Source organism: Spiroplasma endosymbiont of Sarcophaga carnaria (genome assembly GCF_964019595.1).
In the GTDB taxonomy this organism is placed as follows: domain Bacteria; phylum Bacillota_I; class Bacilli_A; order Mycoplasmatales; family Mycoplasmataceae; genus Spiroplasma; species Spiroplasma poulsonii.
The window spans coordinates 955,099-972,711 of record NZ_OZ026456.1 but is presented as its reverse complement, the minus strand read 5'-3'; the positions used below and the strand labels follow the sequence as shown (position 1 = coordinate 972,711).

The following is a 17,613-nucleotide window of genomic DNA, read 5'->3' as shown; positions in this document are numbered from 1 at the left end:
AAAAGCACCTTGCTTTTTATTGGGTATTAAATTATTTGTAATAATTAAAAAAATCCCATCAAGGATTTATTTTTTGATTTTTGGTTTTAATTTTAAATACCGTTCTCACATTGCTAATGCTGCCTCATATTCAAAAATAAATTTTTTATTCTTGATTAAATGTTTTAAATTATCAATTTCTGTTCAAATCACATTAATAATATCACGCGTATATTTTCATGCAATCCGATTTCGATTAAATTCTTTTAAATCTAAAATTTTATAACTTCCATCAGCAAAAACTTTAATATCTAAATCATAATCAATATATTTAATTGTCTTTTGGTCCATAATAAATGGCGATGCGATATTACAATAATAATTAATTCCGGTTTCTTTAAACATACAAATGATGTTGCTCCAATTCTTACGATTAAAAATTCAAATTGCTGGTTCATTTGTTTTTCATTTTCTGCCGTTTAATTCTGTTACGGTCACATCTTCATTTACTAAAACAATATACTCTTCTTCTAACAATAAAACAACAGCTGATTCTCAACTACGATAAACCGAGCCATTGTGTTTGTAAGCATGTACTAAAACACTATCTCCAACTTGTAACGTGTCCATTATGCTGCCTCCCTATTAATCCATTAATAAAAATTACAACAAAAAAAATTAAAAATAAAACAATTAAAAATGTCTGTAAAATTATAAGTTGCCATAATATAAAATTTTGTTTTTTTGATATTAATTAATTTAAAATAAAAATTATTTAATTAATATTTTAAACACATCAACATTGTAATTATAACAGTTATATTTATTAAGTAAATAAAAAAGCACCAACTAGCAAGAAAAACTTTATCCAATAATTTAATAATTTTACAAAGGCATCGTGTAAGTGAAGTGCAACAAATCAACTCAGAAAGGAGTTGATTTGTTGCACTTCACTTATACGATGCCATCTTGAATTAATTTTGATAAATTAATTTTTTGATTATTGTAAGTATAAATACTTGGAATTGATTTTCAATATGCTGCTGGATCATATAAACTTCGCACAAGTTCACTTGGGTTAAAATTTAAATTTTCATAACGTGCTAATAAGGAAATTTTTGTTAGCAACCCTGTTGTATTAATCATACTACGAAGTTTTTCAGGAATATCATTGTTGTCATTATTACTGTCATTTTTATGGCGACAAGCTAATAACGGCATGCTATTTCCAACTACAACAGTTGTAATGGCAAAAAAACTTAATATTTTTTTCATAAGATAAAACCTTCCCTTTGTACATTATAAAAATAAATACTTTTTTATTTTAATGAAAAAAAAACAAGTAAAACTTGTCTTTTATTGAAATAAAATTCTTGTTAATTAAATTCCTAAATCGGGATAACTTGGTATTTTTGGTTGTTTTTCTTCTGGGTCATTTACCACAACTGCTTCTGTTGTTAACAATAATGCACTAACACTACCAGCGTGTTGTAAGGCATATCTTGTTACTTTAACGGGATCAACAATTCCAGCTGTAATCATGTCTTCTCAGACATTTGTTGCAGCATTATAACCAACATTATTAGGTTGGTCTTTTAATTTATTAATAATGATTGAACCATCAACCCCTGCATTATCAGCAATTTGACGAACTGGTTCTTCAATTGCTCGTAAGACAATATTTAATCCTAATTTTTCCTCTTCATTTAATTTCAAATTAGTTAATTTATGTCCAACTTGAACTAAAGCAGTTCCCCCACCAGCAACAATTCCTTCTTCAACTGCGGCTTTTGTTGAATTTAATGCATCTTCAATTCGAAGTTTTTTCTCTTTCATTTCCGTTTCGGTTGGTGCCCCAACTTTAATAATTCCAACCCCGCCTGCTAATTTTGCTAAACGTTTTTGTAACTTTTCTTGTTCAAATGATGAAGTTGCACTTTTAATTTGACCACGAATAAACTCTTTTCGTGCTTCTAAATCAGCTTTTTTGCAACCGCCTTCAATAATTGTTGTTGTATCTTTTGAAACAATTACTTTTTTTGCTGTTCCCAAATCATCTAAAGTTAATGTTTTAAAATCCATTCCCAATTCACCATTAACAAATTTTGCCTTAGTTAAAATAGCAATGTCTTCTAATAAGTTTTTACGATTATCACCAAATTCTGGTGCTTTAACAACAGCAATATTAAATGCTCCACGCATTTTATTTAGTAATAATGTTGGTAGAACATCACCATCAACATCATCGGCAATAATTAATAATGGTCGTCCTTCTTCAACAATTTTTTCTAAAATTGGTAAAATTTCTTTCATGTTACTAATTTTTTTATCAGTAATTAAAATATAAGGATTTTCAAATTCTGTTAACATTTTTTCACTATCAGTTACCATATATTGTGATAAATAACCTTTATCAAACTGTAATCCTTCGGTGATACTTAATTCAGTATCAATTGTTTTTGACTCCTCAATTGTAATAACACCATCATTACCAACTTTTTCCATAATTTCAGCAATTAAATTACCAATTTCTGGATCTTTTGAACTAACACTAGCAACTTGAGCAATTTCTGCTTTAGTCTTAATTTGTTTTGCTGATTGTTGTAATAATTCCACAATTGCTTTAACTGTTTTTTCAATTCCATTTCGAATTGCTACCGCATTAGCTCCAGCAGTAATATTTTTTAATCCTTCTTTAACAATTGCTTGTGTTAAAACAATTGCTGTTGTTGTCCCATCACCAGCTACATCATTTGTTTTATTTGCTACTTCAGCAACTAATTTTGCTCCCATATTTTCAAAATGATTACTTAATTCAATCTCTTTTGAAATAGTAACACCATCATTTGTAATTAATGGTGAACCATATTCTTTTTCTAATAAAACATATTTTCCTTTTGGTCCTAATGTTACTTTAACAGCATCAGTTAATTTATTAATTCCGTTAATTAACATCATTCTTGCATCTTCTGAAAATTTAATTGATTTTGCCATAATTTGATTCCCCCTTTAAAGTCTATTATTTAATAATAGCTAAAACATCTTCGACAGAAATTAAAACTAATTTTCTATTATCATATTCAACTTCGGTTCCAGCATATTCACGATAAAGAACTTTATTATTAATTTTTCCTTCAAATGCTTGTTCTTTTTCAACTTCGGTACTAATTGCAATTATTTTTCCGATATGACTTTTGCTTTTCTCATCTTCTTGTAAATAAATTCCATTAATAAAAGTTTCCTCTTTTTCTTCTTTTGCTAAGACAATATTTTTGCCTAATGGTTTTATCATCAAAAATCCCTCCTTATTTATAATTTTAGCAAACGGCATATGTAACTGCCAATAATATATTTAACAAATTTTATTAATAAATGCAAGTGTTTTTGTCTTAGAAACAGAAAAAAACAAACTGTAGTTTGTTTTTTTATTTTAAATAATTGGCATCGTGTAAGTTAAGTGCAACAAATCAACTCAGAAAGGAGTTGATTTTTTAATGGAAAGAAAACATTATTTTATTTTACGGTCCTTAGTAACTAAGTATGGAAAAGATAATTTTATTAATACGGTAAATAATATTGTAATTAATAATGAAAAAGAAGATGAATAAATTATCCGCGTAATTTATTAGCGGTAATTTATTCAATATAGTTTATTTTGAGCGTAGCGAACACGCGAAGCGTGCCGCGAAAATTAGATTTTTAGGAGGAATAAGTTATGTCAGTTTTATTAACGACAATTTTTAGTGTTGTTATTATATTAGGTATTTTTGCATGAATTGGTTTATCAATTTATCAAAAAATTCGCCAAATTCTAGGAAAGAAAAAAGATAAAAAAGAAATTGAAAATAAGGAGGATAAGAAATAATGTTAGGTATGTATTTAACAACATCAATTAATTTTTTAGCAGTTGGTGATAAACCTACTATTTCAGATGGAATGGGTTCTATTTGAAGTGGTTTAGGGCAAGCAATGATGGAAGTTAAAGAAGCAATTTATGCTGTATTACCACAATTAATGACCTTTTTAGGTGATGCGTGAATTATTTAAAAATTTTACAAAATTATATCAAGAAACTTTTAAAGATATTAAATTTAAACATTATGAAACTGAAAAAACATATTATCATCCTTTATTATGTGGAACAACTGATTTTATTGGCATAACAATATATAATGAGTATATAATATGTGATTGAAAAATTACTAGTTCTAATGAAAAAACAGATATTGAACGCTATATTTGACAATTAAAACTTTATTATTTATTAGAAAAAGATTTTTGTATAGATAGTAAAAAAATATTAATAATAATTATTAATCCAAAATTAAAAATAGTAATTAAAGAAAAAGTTAATATTACTAAACAAGATTTAGAACAAATTAAAGAAGCCATTTTAATATGACAAGAAAGAGAGGAATGAGAAAATGCCACAAGAAATTAAAAAAACATTAATAGAAAGTATTGGTGAAATTCAATCTAATATAAATATTTTTGTTGGTAAAAATGCAGGGAATGATTTTAATAAATATAATTATTTTACTGAAAGTGATTTGTATCAAACTTTAAAACCACAATTAAAAGAGCATCATATAACTTATACAATTCAAGCAGTTGGTGAACCAACATTTATTAATAATGATAAAATGGTAAATTATTATTCAAAAGGATTATTAACACTTTATAAAAATGATGAAAAATTAGAATTAGGAATTATTTTATCAGCACAAAATTCAGATATTGCAAAAGCAGTTGGTAGTGCTTTAACTTATGGTGCTCGTTATTGATTGTGTAAGACATTTGGTATAGCAACTGATGAATTAGACCCTGCTGATAGTACTGAAATAAGTAAAGAAAATAGTAATCAAGTTATTAAAGAAACTAATAAGCAACAAATTAATAATTTAAATCTAAATTGAATGAGGGAAGAGCATTTTAATAATATTAAAGATTTTATTACAAATACAAAAATAGAACAAGATATTATTTCAAAAGGTAAAAATTGAATAAAAGAAGAATTAAATGTTGAAAAATTATCACCAGTTATAATTAGAAAACAAAGCGAAGATTTTTATTATCAATTTAAAGAAAGATTTTTAAGATAATGATAAAAATAGGTGTTGACCCATCAGGAACAGGTACTACTGCTATTGTTATTTATGAAGATAATAAATTAATTGAAAAATTAGAATTTACAAATAAAAATTGAAAAGAACAATATGAATTTATTAATGATAAATTGTTTGATTATGAAGAAAAAATTAATATTGAAGATTGTTTATATACATCTGCTAATGCAAGTAAAGATAGAGATGATTTATTAAGATTATTAGGAGCATTATCTGTTTATAAATATTTTATTAATTGAGTATCACCAAAAAATACTAAATCAGTTGTTAAAAATATGGAAAATTTAAGTAAATATAATGATAGTTGTATATGAAAATTTGATAAAGATACTAATTTAACTTATCAATATGGTAAAGGTTGATTTTATAATAATGAAAAAATAAGTAATCATTTACGAGATGCAATTATTATTGCTAATTATGAAAGTTAATATTATGAAACATTCATATAATCAAAAAACAGGAAAGTATTATTCTTGTCAAATTCGTAATGTTAATATTTACTTAAATAAAAATGAAGAAAAAGTTTGAAATGAATTTAATAACTTTACTTATTCGCAACGAATTGAATATCTTATTAACTTTTATATAACACATTATAAAGGAAATAAAGAATATGAATAATTATATTTTATGTTATCGATCTGAACAAGGTAATCGCCCTTGTAAAAACCCTCGTGGTGAATATATAATTGGGATTGATAAACAAGATGTAGATATTAATTCAACTGAATACTGAGAATATTATAAAAATAATTATGGAAAAAATAATTTAGTTATTTGTAAAGTTAAAAATTTAGACTTAATATTAGAAAATAAAAAATAACCAATTAAGGTTATTTTTTTTAAATACTATTTGTTAGTTTTTTAATAGCATCTTTTTGTGCTTGTTTTTTGTCATTTACTTTAACTTGTTTTTTAACATTTTTAATTTGACCTGTTTTTAATGCTAATTCTGTTGCATAATCAGGTCCTCGTAAATGTTTTTCGTGAGCAATAACAGCAGTTCTTAATTCTCTAATTTCTGCTTTATATTTTTTAATTTTTTTAGCAGATAATCCAAGAATACCAATACTACCCATTCCACCAGCACCCGCTAACACAAGTAAAGCAATTACTATTTCATTACTAATTTCCATTTCTTTATTTCCTTTCTTATCCTTACTCAAACAGTGGCCATCCATTCTTTCAGAACAAAATAATTTATAAATTAAACTATATAACCACCCAAAAATATCAACCGCCCCTATATATAGTTTATTTTAAATTTAATTCTTTGTTATTTTCTTCTTGTTTTTTAGTATATTCATCTTGCATATTTTTAAATATTTCTTCTGTTATACCGTCCAAATTATTTCATTGTTTTGCTATTCTTGGTTGAATAACACGAGAATTAATTCGACAATCTAAGCAATGTCTTAAATGGTCTTTTTTTCATTTTGATTTATCAATTCAAATAATAATTAAAGAAATTATTAAAGTAATTAAAGGTAAAATTGTAAATACTAATCCCATTTTAGATATTTTTAATCGTGGAATATCAATTTTCATATCTACTTTGGGTTTACTACTAGCAACAAATATACCCTGAATTCCGTGTGTAAATAAAGGTGTTAATAAAATAGCAATTCCATTACCTCAATATTGACCATAATTATATCAATTAATATTATCTTTTATTGCATTGATCATGCCATATTCTAATCAACAATTTAATGCTAAAAATATCAATGTATAAAAACTAACTACTCAACTACGAATTTTATATTTTCTTTCTCATTCTCTAATATCTTTATGAGTTCAATTATAAGTCGGAATAGGGTCTTTTTTAAATCAATTTCAAGGTAAGGCACCTTTTAATCAAGTTGTTTTATCTTGTTTCATTATTAACTCACCAATTTTCTTTTAATTTTTAAATTACCTATTTTTATATTTTCAAAAGAACTAATAAGACCATTTGTGTCAATATACCAACCTGAAAAACCTTTACTAGATGATACAACAATTCCACAACCAATATCAAAATCTTCTTTAATTTTGTCGAAAACTCTTGATATTTATAAAATATACCTAAAATTAGGTATATTTTTAATATATGGAGGTAAATAAATGATGAAAAAAATAATTACAGAATTAATAAATAGCTTAACAGATGATCAATTTTTAGAATTTTATGAAAAAATAAAACAACAAGCAGACTTAATTAAAAAACAAAAACGTTTAAATGAAATTGATCAAAAATTTAGAGATAAAGGCATTATATGTCCTAATTGCAAATCTTTTCATTGTGTTAAAAATGGTCATAATTCCGAAGGAAAACAAAAATATTTATGTAAAAAATGTCGTGCTAGTTTTGATGCATTTCGTCATCATTTTACTTATTGAAGTCATTTAAATTATGAACAGTGAAATTTATTAATTCAAATTTCATTGTTAGGACAATCTAGTAAAATAATTTCTCGTTTTATTAAAACAACCCCAAAAACCGCTTGATATAATCGACAAAAATTAATGCAATCAAAACAATTAGAAAATACACAGTTAAAATTTAAAAAATTAAATGGTCAAATCCAAATGGATGAAACATTTATTAAAGAAATTCATAAAGGCAATTTTAAAGATAAATTTGATAAACGAAAAACTCATCTCGATCCATTTTCAACTGATACCAAATGCTGTATTCAAATGGCAGTTGATAGCAATAATAATATTTTTGTTCAATCCACCAATACCAAAAGATTACAAAAACAATGGATTATTGAAAATATGAATAAGCAACTAATTAAAGAAAAATCAATAATTATTTCTGATATGCAACCACTATATTTATTAGTAGCAAAACAAACAAATTCTACTCTATATTCCACCAAAACTAGTACAAACCCTGATACTAGTTATCAAAAGTTAAATAAGATTAGTAAATTACAATCCAGTCTTAAAGAAGCCTTAATTCATTATCATGGTTTGGGTTTCACTAATATTCAAAATTATTTAAAGCTCTGAAAATGAAAATACCAACACAAAGGTTTAACACCAAACCAACAATCAACGGTATTATATTTTAACGTTTAAAAAATTTAAAGCAAAATCATAATCTTACACAAAATTAGTTTTCAAATTGTCATATTGATGATTTTTTTTATTTCATCAAGAGTTTTCGACAAAATTAAAGAAATCTTCTTTAATTTTGTCGAAAACTCTTGATATTTATAAAATATACCTAAAATTAGGTATATTTTTAATATATAGAGGTAAATAAATGATGAAAAAAATAATTACAGAATTAATAAATAGCTTAACAGATGATCAATTTTTAGAATTTTATGAAAAAATAAAACAACAAGCAGACTTAATTAAAAAACAAAAACGTTTAAATGAAATTGATCAAAAATTTAGAGATAAAGGCATTATATGTCCTAATTGCAAATCTTTTCATTGTGTTAAAAATGGTCATAATTCCGAAGGAAAACAAAAATATTTATGTAAAAAATGTCGTGCTAGTTTTGATGCATTTCGTCATCATTTTACTTATTGAAGTCATTTAAATTATGAACAGTGAAATTTATTAATTCAAATTTCATTGTTAGGACAATCTAGTAAAATAATTTCTCGTTTTATTAAAACAACCCCAAAAACCGCTTGATATAATCGACAAAAATTAATGCAATCAAAACAATTAGAAAATACACAGTTAAAATTTAAAAAATTAAATGGTCAAATCCAAATGGATGAAACATTTATTAAAGAAATTCATAAAGGCAATTTTAAAGATAAATTTGATAAACGAAAAACTCATCTCGATCCATTTTCAACTGATACCAAATGCTGTATTCAAATGGCAGTTGATAGCAATAATAATATTTTTGTTCAATCCACCAATACCAAAAGATTACAAAAACAATGGATTATTGAAAATATGAATAAGCAACTAATTAAAGAAAAATCAATAATTATTTCTGATATGCAACCACTATATTTATTAGTAGCAAAACAAACAAATTCTACTCTATATTCCACCAAAACTAGTACAAACCCTGATACTAGTTATCAAAAGTTAAATAAGATTAGTAAATTACAATCCAGTCTTAAAGAAGCCTTAATTCATTATCATGGTTTGGGTTTCACTAATATTCAAAATTATTTAAAGCTCTGAAAATGAAAATACCAACACAAAGGTTTAACACCAAACCAACAATCAACGGTATTATATTTTAACGTTTAAAAAATTTAAAGCAAAATCATAATCTTACACAAAATTAGTTTTCAAATTGTCATATTGATGATTTTTTTTATTTCATCAAGAGTTTTCGACAAAATTAAAGGAAATCTTTAAAAGTTTCTAAAAACATATATGGTAAAATTGAAAATTGACATCATATTTTATATTCAAATTTAGAACTATCAAAATTTTTAATTTGATATGTTAGACTACTATTTGGATTAAAATCACTAGTATCTACAAATTCTCAATTACTACTACTAATAAGTATATCACCATTACCTAATAATGAATTACCATTAATAGTTTTAATATTTTCACCCGATATTAATTGATCTTGTTTTAAATCAGAAACAGTAATCTCATTTTTATCATTTTTAATAATATATTTATTATCAATTTTAATATCACTACCGCCACTTTGTTTTGCTTTTCATACATTATTTTCATAATAAATCGTGTCATTATCAAACGGAACAATAAGTTTAATATATTCGTTATAATCAATTTTAGAAAAGTCATTAATAGTAGAATAAATAATATTTATTGAATTATCAGTTTGTAATCGTTCTTTTAATCAAAATAATAATGTTGGATAAAAAGTTTTTTTACTAATATGCTTATATTCTTCTTCTCATGGATGAACATAATTATCTAAACTATAATTATAAGGTCTAGATACTGTTTTACTAGATATAATATCAATAATTTCACCTGCTAATTTTAAAGCATTTTTAACATCACGAGTAATATTTTCATTTGCTTCTGGGTCATTAGTTTGTGAATATGCTACACCACCTTGTGAAAATGAAGCACTACCAGTTAAATCATTAACTCCTTTTGGTAAATATCAATTTATAACTGCTAATAAACAAGCAGATTGAATATAACTTAATCATTTATCATATTCAATTAAACCAGTATTATCTTTTTTTACTCAAGGAAACAAATCTTTTTTATTAATTTTATCTGAAATTGTTCCACCTGATAATCTATCCATTCATAAACTAGTTTTTAAAATAGCATTATAAATTAAATTATCATTATAAGCAGATTGTTTACGATCATTAATAGGTTGTCAAAGTTTACTTTCTTTAACATCTTCAACTGTTATAAATAACAAATTACTTAAATTATTTTCCATATAAAACACCCCTTAATTGATTACGATATTTATTTTTTAAATTATTTGGTTTATAACTATTAACCTTTCTTTTGGTTTTATTAATTGCTTTAATAGATTTATTAACCTGATAAAATTTATTTTTAACTGGTGTTTTATATAAATTCTTAATATTTTTAACATCACTTTTTCGTTCTCGATATCATTTTTTATTATTAATTTCACCAGCAAAATTAAAATTAAAATGTCCAATCTTTAAATTATTAATAAACTTTTTAATTTGTTGTAATTTTTGAACTGTTGGTAATGTTAATTTAGTAGTTCCTTTGGGATATTTTTCTTTTAATGCTTGTGGTAATCGTTTTTTAATATAATTTCTTAAATGACTAGGTAACCATTTTCTTAATCAATAACGCCAAAATAAAGTTCCAGCATTAGAAACAGCATTACTTAATAATTTTCATATTTCAACTGGAACACTAGGATAAACATAAGGTCCATAAAACTTAGGATGTTTTGCTGTTTTTGTATATATTAAAATAGTTAAATTACCTGTTAAAGTTAACTTATTTGTAATATTAAACATACCACTATCAAGTCAACTACTATTTAAAGGTTGTCAATTAGTATTTAGATAATTTTCATTTTTAAATTGTTCTCTATTTTTAATATTATTATCTTTTTCTAATTGACTTAATATTTGTTGTATTTCTTTTTTATGACCTTTTTTAATTAAATCTAAATAAGTAAATGGATTTAATCACTGATAAATATCTTCAACTTTACTTGTAATTTTATTATATTTATCAGTAATATAATTAATTGGTTTTAATACTTTATTTTGAACTTGATTAACTCTATTAATTAAATTTACAAATTTACTTATTAAAGGTTTATTTTCTAAATTAGATACTAATAAAGTTAAAACGCGTAATATTAGTAAATTCATTGTTTATTAAGAATTTTTAATTACTACATCAATCGGATTTGTTTGACCAGTAGCATTGTTTTTACCTTCAATTTGAACTGCAACAGTTTTATCATTTGTAATATCAATTGGTCAATCTTCACCCTTAGCTTCAATAAAGTAATCATAATCATTATCAGTTAAAGAACTATCTATGGCTTTAACTGATTTTAAAACAACATTTTTAAATTGTGGTTTTAATTGTTCGGCTGTTGTTTGAGTTGGATCGTCAACATGAATAGTTGGTTTATCTAATTTATTAATCCCACTAATATCAATTTTATTTGATGATGGAATTACATAATCAACAGAAACTCTAAATGTTTTATTAAGATTACTTTTAGCAGTATTAATTTCTGCTTGTGTAGGTGCTTTTTCTAAAATAATTTTACATGTTTTTGGATATAAAATAGTTGGTGTTGCATATTGCACTTTACCAATTCATTTAGGGTTAGCAGTATCGTTATCTAAAACTTGTTGAATAGTATCCATATTAATTGGATATGCTCATACTTGTTTATTAATAATTAAACCATTTACATTAGTAAAATTATAACCTTTATCACGATTAACTTGTCCTTTTGTATATGTTTTTTCTAAATGAAAGCTTTTTGATACAGGAATCCCCATTGCTGTATTTTCATATAATTAACCATTAACCATTGCTTTTAATTGGGCTTGTGAACCAATTACTTTTAAATAAGCTGGTGTTAATCCTAAATAGGCTCTACGACCTAAAACCATAAACATTTTATCTGTTGGCAAACCAAAATATAAATTACTAATTTGATTAGTTAATTCAATCAAAGTTTCATTTAATGTAAAGAATGCCTTATTTGAATCATCAGCATTTTCTGCTGTATAACTACGAAATGGAATTACTTCATATTGACCATCTGCTAAACAATAATCATAAATAGCATGAATTAATTCACATTCTAAATTAACAAATTTATTCTGTACAACACTAGAAATAGCATCAGCAATAACACCATTTTTAATATTTTGTTCTATTAATGCCAAGTCAAATGCTTCATTAATTAATTTTAAATTAAATCTTTTATCAATCGGTACCGGAATTCTTGTTAATCCCATTGTTTGAGTTTTCCCACCATTTGGTAATGAATAATCATCTTGTCATACCACACGATGAGTTAAATTATATAATGCTTGTCGTGCATTTGGTAATCAAGCAACTTGTTCGGCAGTTGCTGTTGCATACTGCATAATACTTGCATATTCATTATATAAAGGTCCGCGCAATAAAGCATTAACCATATCAACATAGGCTTTTTGAACTGTTGTATTACCTTGTAATGTAAAAGGTACTTGTGGCAAATTAATTGTTGCCATAATATTTCACTCCCTTTATTATCTAAGGTTTTTAAGTGTGAAATCTGATATCTTTTTAATCTCTTCGGGAGTATATGCTCCTTTTTCTTTAATAGTTTCAATTTCATCATTTTTATTTTCAACCGATTTTTCAATCATATCTTTAATAAAATTAGTTGGTGAAATTGATGGTTGTTCTTCAACAAACAAATCAGGTTTTAATTCTTTTAAAGTTTGCATTTTTTCAGATAAAGAACTACCACTAATTTTATTTAAATTAGTTTTAATATCTTCAATTTTAGTAGATGGAACATCTTTAAATGCTTTTAATTCATCTAATTCATTAGATAATTTAATAAAGTCTTCTTTTGATATAACATCTTCGCGTTTTTGCACACTTTCTCTAATTTGCTTTGCTTCATTATTAAACTGATTTAAGATATTTTCAGCAATCTCTTCACTTAAACCTTGTTCTATTAATTGTTCTTTTGTAAGTGCCATTTTATAAACTACTCTTTTTTTATTCTTGTTCGATTAACAAGTCAGCATAAACTCTTTTTTATGGAAAAAGATTAAAACGTAATTTAATTATATACCAATAGTTTATAAATACAATACTTCTTTAATTTTGTCGAAAACTCTTGATGAAATAAAAAAAATCATCAATATGACAATTTGAAAACTAATTTTGTGTAAGATTATGATTTTGCTTTAAATTTTTTAAACGTTAAAATATAATACCGTTGATTGTTGGTTTGGTGTTAAACCTTTGTGTTGGTATTTTCATTTTCAGAGCTTTAAATAATTTTGAATATTAGTGAAACCCAAACCATGATAATGAATTAAGGCTTCTTTAAGACTGGATTGTAATTTACTAATCTTATTTAACTTTTGATAACTAGTATCAGGGTTTGTACTAGTTTTGGTGGAATATAGAGTAGAATTTGTTTGTTTTGCTACTAATAAATATAGTGGTTGCATATCAGAAATAATTATTGATTTTTCTTTAATTAGTTGCTTATTCATATTTTCAATAATCCATTGTTTTTGTAATCTTTTGGTATTGGTGGATTGAACAAAAATATTATTATTGCTATCAACTGCCATTTGAATACAGCATTTGGTATCAGTTGAAAATGGATCGAGATGAGTTTTTCGTTTATCAAATTTATCTTTAAAATTGCCTTTATGAATTTCTTTAATAAATGTTTCATCCATTTGGATTTGACCATTTAATTTTTTAAATTTTAACTGTGTATTTTCTAATTGTTTTGATTGCATTAATTTTTGTCGATTATATCAAGCGGTTTTTGGGGTTGTTTTAATAAAACGAGAAATTATTTTACTAGATTGTCCTAACAATGAAATTTGAATTAATAAATTTCACTGTTCATAATTTAAATGACTTCAATAAGTAAAATGATGACGAAATGCATCAAAACTAGCACGACATTTTTTACATAAATATTTTTGTTTTCCTTCGGAATTATGACCATTTTTAACACAATGAAAAGATTTGCAATTAGGACATATAATGCCTTTATCTCTAAATTTTTGATCAATTTCATTTAAACGTTTTTGTTTTTTAATTAAGTCTGCTTGTTGTTTTATTTTTTCATAAAATTCTAAAAATTGATCATCTGTTAAGCTATTTATTAATTCTGTAATTATTTTTTTCATCATTTATTTACCTCTATATATTAAAAATATACCTAATTTTAGGTATATTTTATAAATATCAAGAGTTTTCGACAAAATTAAAGCAATACTTTATGTATAAAAATAATAAACAAATAAAATAAAAAAATGCCTAAGGTTACCCGCATTTACAATGCGATTAGGTCATCCGGATACCCGAAACCGTAATTACTTAGGACTTACATATAAATTATATCATTTATAAAGTCATTTATCTATATTTTAATAATATTTAATATAATATAAATATTAATATATATATTTATATATTTATTATAAAATAAACTTAATATATTTCATTGCTAATTTATCCCTTAAAACGCGTCATAAGAGCTATTTTTCAAGATAAATTTTTAAAATAATTCATAATATTTTGCTTGCTTATATATATAATACAATTAGATCTTGATAAAAAGTTTCAAGATAAGAAAAGGAGAAATACAAGTATGAAAAAATTACTTAGTTTATTAAGTGTATTAACAATTAGTGGGACTACTATACCAACCACAATTGCTGCCAATTCTTATGAAGAAAATAAATTAATAAATATTAATGATGAAATAAGACAAATTCAACAAAAGATATATTATTTAGAAAATGAAATTGAAAATAAAATTTTAGAAGAAACAGATGAAAGAAAAAAAATGGAAAATTATAATAAATTATATGCAGAAAATTATGATACAGGATATTTAAGATATTTAGATGAATCTAGGGAAAAAATTAGACGTATAATTAAAGAAAAAAAATCTATGCAAAATGAAAAAAACGGTTTAACTGAATATTTAAAAAACATTAGATAATGAAAAAAATATTAAGTCTTTTGGGAACAATCACTTTAATAGGAACCAGTACAACCAGTTTAGTTGCTTGTAATACACCACAATATACAGAACAACAATTAAAAGAACTAAAAGAAAAACATAAAATAGATACTGAAAACAAAGAAATTAAAGACAATTTAGAATGAATAGCACCATAAGAAATGCCATTTAATACAGTTGATAATAAATGATATTATGTTGTATGAAAAGGTAAAAATTGAAATATCACCAAATTTAAAAATAATGAAGAAATACAAAATAAGGATAGTTTTAAAGTTTTAGAACAAAAAGATGAATATAAACTTGAATTACATCGTTATAGTTTAAAATATGAAGTTGATTTAAATGTTTATGAACCATCTAATATGACAAACTGGCCTTGAAGAATAGATCATGGTAATTATTTTAAATTTGTTTATCGTTGAAATGGTGAAAAACAAAATTTACCTAATTTAGATATTGATAAAGATGGTACTGTAAAAGTTAGTGGCGAATAAAAAAGAGATGTAAAATCTCTTTTTCTTTTATCTTGGTTTAATTATAATTTTAACAGAACTATCGCTCTTATTTCTAATACCTAAAACATTTGGATTATTAATATCTATTGTTATATCTTTATCATTACCTCATGAAGTATGATTTGTTTCACAATATCCTGATAGTTGAATAAATAATATTTTTGAAAATCTAATTTTTAATTTTACATCATTAGTATAATATGCTTGTATATATGTTTCTCTAATTTTGTTATTATCATTATTAGATAATTTTGTTATTTGAGTTGTAAATTGTAAATGCCAAATCATAAAAAGTTAACTATTAATTTAGTTAACTTTTTTAAGTTAATTATAGGAGGTTGAAATTATGCAAACAAAGCAATATTTAATTTTGCGGTCATTAGTGAAAAAGTATGGTAAAGATATTGTTATTAATACTGTCAATAAGATTGTAAAAGATATTGAAATTAAAAAGTAAAAGAATAAATTATTCCGCGTAATTTATTAGCGGATAATTTATTCAATAATGTTTTTTAAGTGGAGCAAAGCGACAACGGGCGGAGCGAGTTTGCAAATTTCAATTTTTTAATTTATTGAAAGGAGATATATTATGCCAGTTTGATTAACGACAATATTTAGTGTTGTTATTATATTAGGTATTTTTGCGTGAATTGGTTTATCAATTTATCAGAAAATTCGCCAAATTCGAGGTAAGAAAAAAGATAAAAAAGAAATTGAAAACAAGGAGGATAAAAAATAATGTTAGGGATGTATTTAACAACAGCAATTAATTTTTTAGCAGCAGATACTCCACCTACTATTTCAGATGGAATGGGTTCTATTTGAAGTGGATTAGGGCAAGCGATGATGAAAGTTAAAGAAGCAATTTATGCTGTATTACCACAATTAATGACTTTTTTAGGTGATGCGTGAATTATTTTAATTCCATTTGGTATTTTTGTTATTGTTAAAATATTAAACTTTTTCCGTGTTATGGTCAAAGGATTTTAGTAATAAGAAACTAAGGCACACTAGTTTATTTATTTTTTATTAATTTATTTTGTATAACTATTATTTTAAAACTTAATAGTATTTTTCAGTGTGTCAATTTTTATTATTTTATATATTTAACATTGTTAATAACATTGTTTATTAAACATTAAATAAACAATATATAGCATTATGTATAACATTGTTAATAATCAGTGTTTTTATCAATAAGTAAACAATATATAAACATTAAATATAACATTGTTTATTAAATAAATATTTAGTTAGGAGTTGATAAAATTGAGTAATTTTGTTAAGAAAAATCAAAATATAGAAAATTATTTTATTCGTAAAGAGTTGATAGTTTTTGAAACAGAAAAAGCAATTTTTATAAATTTACCTAATCATAATCGTCATATTGGTTTTTGGTTGAGTAATAAATTTATTTATCCGAGTGAAAAACACTCAGAACAAGTAGCAATCGGTTTGATTTATGATAATTCTTATCCTATTGTAAAATATGATGAAAATTTAAAACGTCATATTTGAAAGTATTTAACTGGAACAGAATTAATTAATTTGTATAATCAATATAAACAAAATTATTTTAATCGTATGCACAAAGCATTATTTTCAAATGAACCTAAAAAAGTAAAAGTAAATAATAACAATAATAATTTAACAAATTGAAGTGTTGAAAAAGAGCAAGAATTAATTAATGATTTAGAAAGTTTAAATTAAATGAGTTTATATGACTATTGAGTTCAATTTGTTAGTTATATTTTTGGTTCAAATGCCCCTGAATTTTTATATGTTATATCGTTTGTATTATTTATCGTTTTATTTTTTGGGATGTTT

General features: G+C 24.2%; 28 protein-coding genes. 15 read left to right on the top strand and 13 right to left on the bottom strand.

What is annotated here, in order from left to right; genetic code table 4:
- Window positions 1-66 precede the first annotated feature (66 nt).
- From AACK91_RS05590 to AACK91_RS05575, 4 genes are all read right to left on the bottom strand, one after another.
- Window positions 67-609 (bottom strand): DUF402 domain-containing protein, encoded by a 543-nt coding sequence (locus AACK91_RS05590; RefSeq protein ID WP_338964955.1) that lies wholly within the window; start codon window positions 607-609, stop codon window positions 67-69.
- 324 nt (window positions 610-933) lie between these two features.
- Window positions 934-1,254 carry a hypothetical protein gene (locus AACK91_RS05585; RefSeq protein WP_338964952.1) on the bottom strand — a complete coding sequence of 107 codons (321 nt, stop codon included), beginning with the start codon at window positions 1,252-1,254 and terminating at the stop codon, window positions 934-936.
- 105 nt (window positions 1,255-1,359) lie between these two features.
- Window positions 1,360-2,973 carry a chaperonin GroEL gene (groL, locus tag AACK91_RS05580; protein WP_338963590.1) on the bottom strand — a complete coding sequence of 538 codons (1,614 nt, stop codon included), beginning with the start codon at window positions 2,971-2,973 and terminating at the stop codon, window positions 1,360-1,362.
- A 25-nt stretch (window positions 2,974-2,998) separates the two neighbouring features.
- Window positions 2,999-3,271 carry a hypothetical protein gene (locus AACK91_RS05575; RefSeq protein ID WP_338963589.1) on the bottom strand — a complete coding sequence of 91 codons (273 nt, stop codon included), beginning with the start codon at window positions 3,269-3,271 and terminating at the stop codon, window positions 2,999-3,001.
- A 423-nt stretch (window positions 3,272-3,694) separates the two neighbouring features.
- Here AACK91_RS05575 and AACK91_RS05570 point away from each other — a divergent pair, with 423 nt between their 5' ends.
- Genes AACK91_RS05570 through AACK91_RS05540 form a run of 7 tightly spaced genes read left to right on the top strand, consistent with a single transcriptional unit; the run spans window position 3,695 to window position 5,931 of the window.
- On the top strand, window positions 3,695-3,844 hold the full coding sequence (locus tag AACK91_RS05570) for a hypothetical protein (protein ID WP_338964949.1): 150 nt from the start codon (window positions 3,695-3,697) through the stop codon (window positions 3,842-3,844).
- Window positions 3,844-4,026 (top strand): hypothetical protein, encoded by a 183-nt coding sequence (locus tag AACK91_RS05565; RefSeq protein ID WP_338964946.1) that lies wholly within the window; start codon window positions 3,844-3,846, stop codon window positions 4,024-4,026. Before AACK91_RS05570 ends, AACK91_RS05565 begins: the two co-directional genes overlap by 1 nt.
- Window positions 4,007-4,420 carry a hypothetical protein gene (locus tag AACK91_RS05560; RefSeq protein ID WP_338964943.1) on the top strand — a complete coding sequence of 138 codons (414 nt, stop codon included), beginning with the start codon at window positions 4,007-4,009 and terminating at the stop codon, window positions 4,418-4,420. The genes AACK91_RS05565 and AACK91_RS05560 overlap by 20 nt, the downstream gene beginning before the upstream one ends.
- Window positions 4,404-5,081 (top strand): ERF family protein, encoded by a 678-nt coding sequence (locus tag AACK91_RS05555; protein WP_338964941.1) that lies wholly within the window; start codon window positions 4,404-4,406, stop codon window positions 5,079-5,081. The genes AACK91_RS05560 and AACK91_RS05555 overlap by 17 nt, the downstream gene beginning before the upstream one ends.
- Window positions 5,081-5,536, top strand: a complete 456-nt coding sequence (locus AACK91_RS05550) for a hypothetical protein (RefSeq protein ID WP_338964939.1) — start codon at window positions 5,081-5,083, stop codon at window positions 5,534-5,536. Before AACK91_RS05555 ends, AACK91_RS05550 begins: the two co-directional genes overlap by 1 nt.
- Window positions 5,537-5,540: 4 nt before the next feature.
- The gene (locus AACK91_RS05545) at window positions 5,541-5,729 is read left to right on the top strand and encodes a hypothetical protein (protein WP_338963402.1); all 189 of its coding nucleotides are present in this window, start codon (window positions 5,541-5,543) and stop codon (window positions 5,727-5,729) included.
- A complete protein-coding gene (locus AACK91_RS05540) occupies window positions 5,722-5,931 on the top strand; it encodes a hypothetical protein (protein WP_338963231.1) in 210 nt (69 codons plus the stop codon). Before AACK91_RS05545 ends, AACK91_RS05540 begins: the two co-directional genes overlap by 8 nt.
- Before the next feature lie 19 nt (window positions 5,932-5,950).
- Here the strand turns inward: AACK91_RS05540 and AACK91_RS05535 are convergent, their stop codons facing one another.
- Complete coding sequence (locus AACK91_RS05535) at window positions 5,951-6,289, bottom strand: hypothetical protein (protein WP_338964936.1); 339 nt, start codon at window positions 6,287-6,289, stop codon at window positions 5,951-5,953.
- A gap of 73 nt (window positions 6,290-6,362) precedes the next feature.
- On the bottom strand, window positions 6,363-6,989 hold the full coding sequence (locus tag AACK91_RS05530; RefSeq protein WP_338964164.1) for a hypothetical protein: 627 nt from the start codon (window positions 6,987-6,989) through the stop codon (window positions 6,363-6,365).
- 225 nt (window positions 6,990-7,214) lie between these two features.
- Here AACK91_RS05530 and AACK91_RS05525 point away from each other — a divergent pair, with 225 nt between their 5' ends.
- Both AACK91_RS05525 and AACK91_RS05520 read left to right on the top strand, forming a co-directional pair.
- A complete protein-coding gene (locus AACK91_RS05525; protein ID WP_338963247.1) occupies window positions 7,215-8,177 on the top strand; it encodes an IS1/IS1595 family N-terminal zinc-binding domain-containing protein in 963 nt (320 codons plus the stop codon).
- A 187-nt stretch (window positions 8,178-8,364) separates the two neighbouring features.
- Window positions 8,365-9,327 (top strand): IS1/IS1595 family N-terminal zinc-binding domain-containing protein, encoded by a 963-nt coding sequence (locus AACK91_RS05520; protein ID WP_338963247.1) that lies wholly within the window; start codon window positions 8,365-8,367, stop codon window positions 9,325-9,327.
- 94 nt (window positions 9,328-9,421) lie between these two features.
- Here the strand turns inward: AACK91_RS05520 and AACK91_RS05515 are convergent, their stop codons facing one another.
- The 6 genes from AACK91_RS05515 to AACK91_RS05490 all read right to left on the bottom strand — a co-directional run bounded on the left by AACK91_RS05515 (window position 9,422) and on the right by AACK91_RS05490 (window position 14,429).
- Window positions 9,422-10,468 (bottom strand): hypothetical protein, encoded by a 1,047-nt coding sequence (locus AACK91_RS05515; RefSeq protein WP_338964933.1) that lies wholly within the window; start codon window positions 10,466-10,468, stop codon window positions 9,422-9,424.
- Window positions 10,458-11,396, bottom strand: a complete 939-nt coding sequence (locus tag AACK91_RS05510; RefSeq protein ID WP_338964160.1) for a hypothetical protein — start codon at window positions 11,394-11,396, stop codon at window positions 10,458-10,460. Before AACK91_RS05510 ends, AACK91_RS05515 begins: the two co-directional genes overlap by 11 nt.
- A 6-nt stretch (window positions 11,397-11,402) precedes the next feature.
- Complete coding sequence (locus AACK91_RS05505) at window positions 11,403-12,044, bottom strand: hypothetical protein (RefSeq protein ID WP_338964930.1); 642 nt, start codon at window positions 12,042-12,044, stop codon at window positions 11,403-11,405.
- Between the two features lie 18 nt (window positions 12,045-12,062).
- Complete coding sequence (locus AACK91_RS05500) at window positions 12,063-12,767, bottom strand: hypothetical protein (RefSeq protein WP_338964928.1); 705 nt, start codon at window positions 12,765-12,767, stop codon at window positions 12,063-12,065.
- A gap of 18 nt (window positions 12,768-12,785) precedes the next feature.
- Entirely contained in the window at window positions 12,786-13,247 is a 462-nt protein-coding gene (locus AACK91_RS05495) for a hypothetical protein (RefSeq protein ID WP_338964925.1), read from the bottom strand.
- A gap of 219 nt (window positions 13,248-13,466) precedes the next feature.
- Window positions 13,467-14,429: an IS1/IS1595 family N-terminal zinc-binding domain-containing protein gene (locus AACK91_RS05490; RefSeq protein WP_338963247.1), complete on the bottom strand. Its 963-nt coding sequence runs from the start codon at window positions 14,427-14,429 to the stop codon at window positions 13,467-13,469.
- Window positions 14,430-14,890: 461 nt separating this feature from the next.
- On the opposite strand from AACK91_RS05490, the gene AACK91_RS05485 reads away from it, so the two are divergent.
- The 3 genes from AACK91_RS05485 to AACK91_RS05475 are packed head-to-tail and all read left to right on the top strand — an operon-like array spanning window position 14,891 to window position 15,765.
- Complete coding sequence (locus AACK91_RS05485; RefSeq protein WP_338964922.1) at window positions 14,891-15,247, top strand: hypothetical protein; 357 nt, start codon at window positions 14,891-14,893, stop codon at window positions 15,245-15,247.
- Window positions 15,247-15,426, top strand: a complete 180-nt coding sequence (locus tag AACK91_RS05480) for a lipoprotein (protein WP_338964919.1) — start codon at window positions 15,247-15,249, stop codon at window positions 15,424-15,426. Before AACK91_RS05485 ends, AACK91_RS05480 begins: the two co-directional genes overlap by 1 nt.
- 3 nt (window positions 15,427-15,429) lie before the next feature.
- The gene (locus AACK91_RS05475) at window positions 15,430-15,765 is read left to right on the top strand and encodes a hypothetical protein (RefSeq protein ID WP_338964916.1); all 336 of its coding nucleotides are present in this window, start codon (window positions 15,430-15,432) and stop codon (window positions 15,763-15,765) included.
- 27 nt (window positions 15,766-15,792) lie between these two features.
- Here AACK91_RS05475 and AACK91_RS05470 read toward each other — a convergent pair whose 3' ends face one another.
- Window positions 15,793-16,074 (bottom strand): hypothetical protein, encoded by a 282-nt coding sequence (locus tag AACK91_RS05470; protein ID WP_338964914.1) that lies wholly within the window; start codon window positions 16,072-16,074, stop codon window positions 15,793-15,795.
- Window positions 16,075-16,375: 301 nt separating this feature from the next.
- Here AACK91_RS05470 and AACK91_RS05465 point away from each other — a divergent pair, with 301 nt between their 5' ends.
- The 3 genes from AACK91_RS05465 (at window position 16,376) to AACK91_RS05455 (ending at window position 17,496) form a co-directional block, all read left to right on the top strand.
- Window positions 16,376-16,525 (top strand): hypothetical protein, encoded by a 150-nt coding sequence (locus AACK91_RS05465; RefSeq protein ID WP_004027793.1) that lies wholly within the window; start codon window positions 16,376-16,378, stop codon window positions 16,523-16,525.
- Entirely contained in the window at window positions 16,525-16,776 is a 252-nt protein-coding gene (locus AACK91_RS05460) for a hypothetical protein (RefSeq protein ID WP_126821078.1), read from the top strand. The genes AACK91_RS05465 and AACK91_RS05460 overlap by 1 nt, the downstream gene beginning before the upstream one ends.
- A gap of 279 nt (window positions 16,777-17,055) precedes the next feature.
- A complete protein-coding gene (locus tag AACK91_RS05455) occupies window positions 17,056-17,496 on the top strand; it encodes a DUF3627 domain-containing protein (RefSeq protein WP_338964911.1) in 441 nt (146 codons plus the stop codon).
- Window positions 17,497-17,613: the final 117 nt, after the last annotated feature.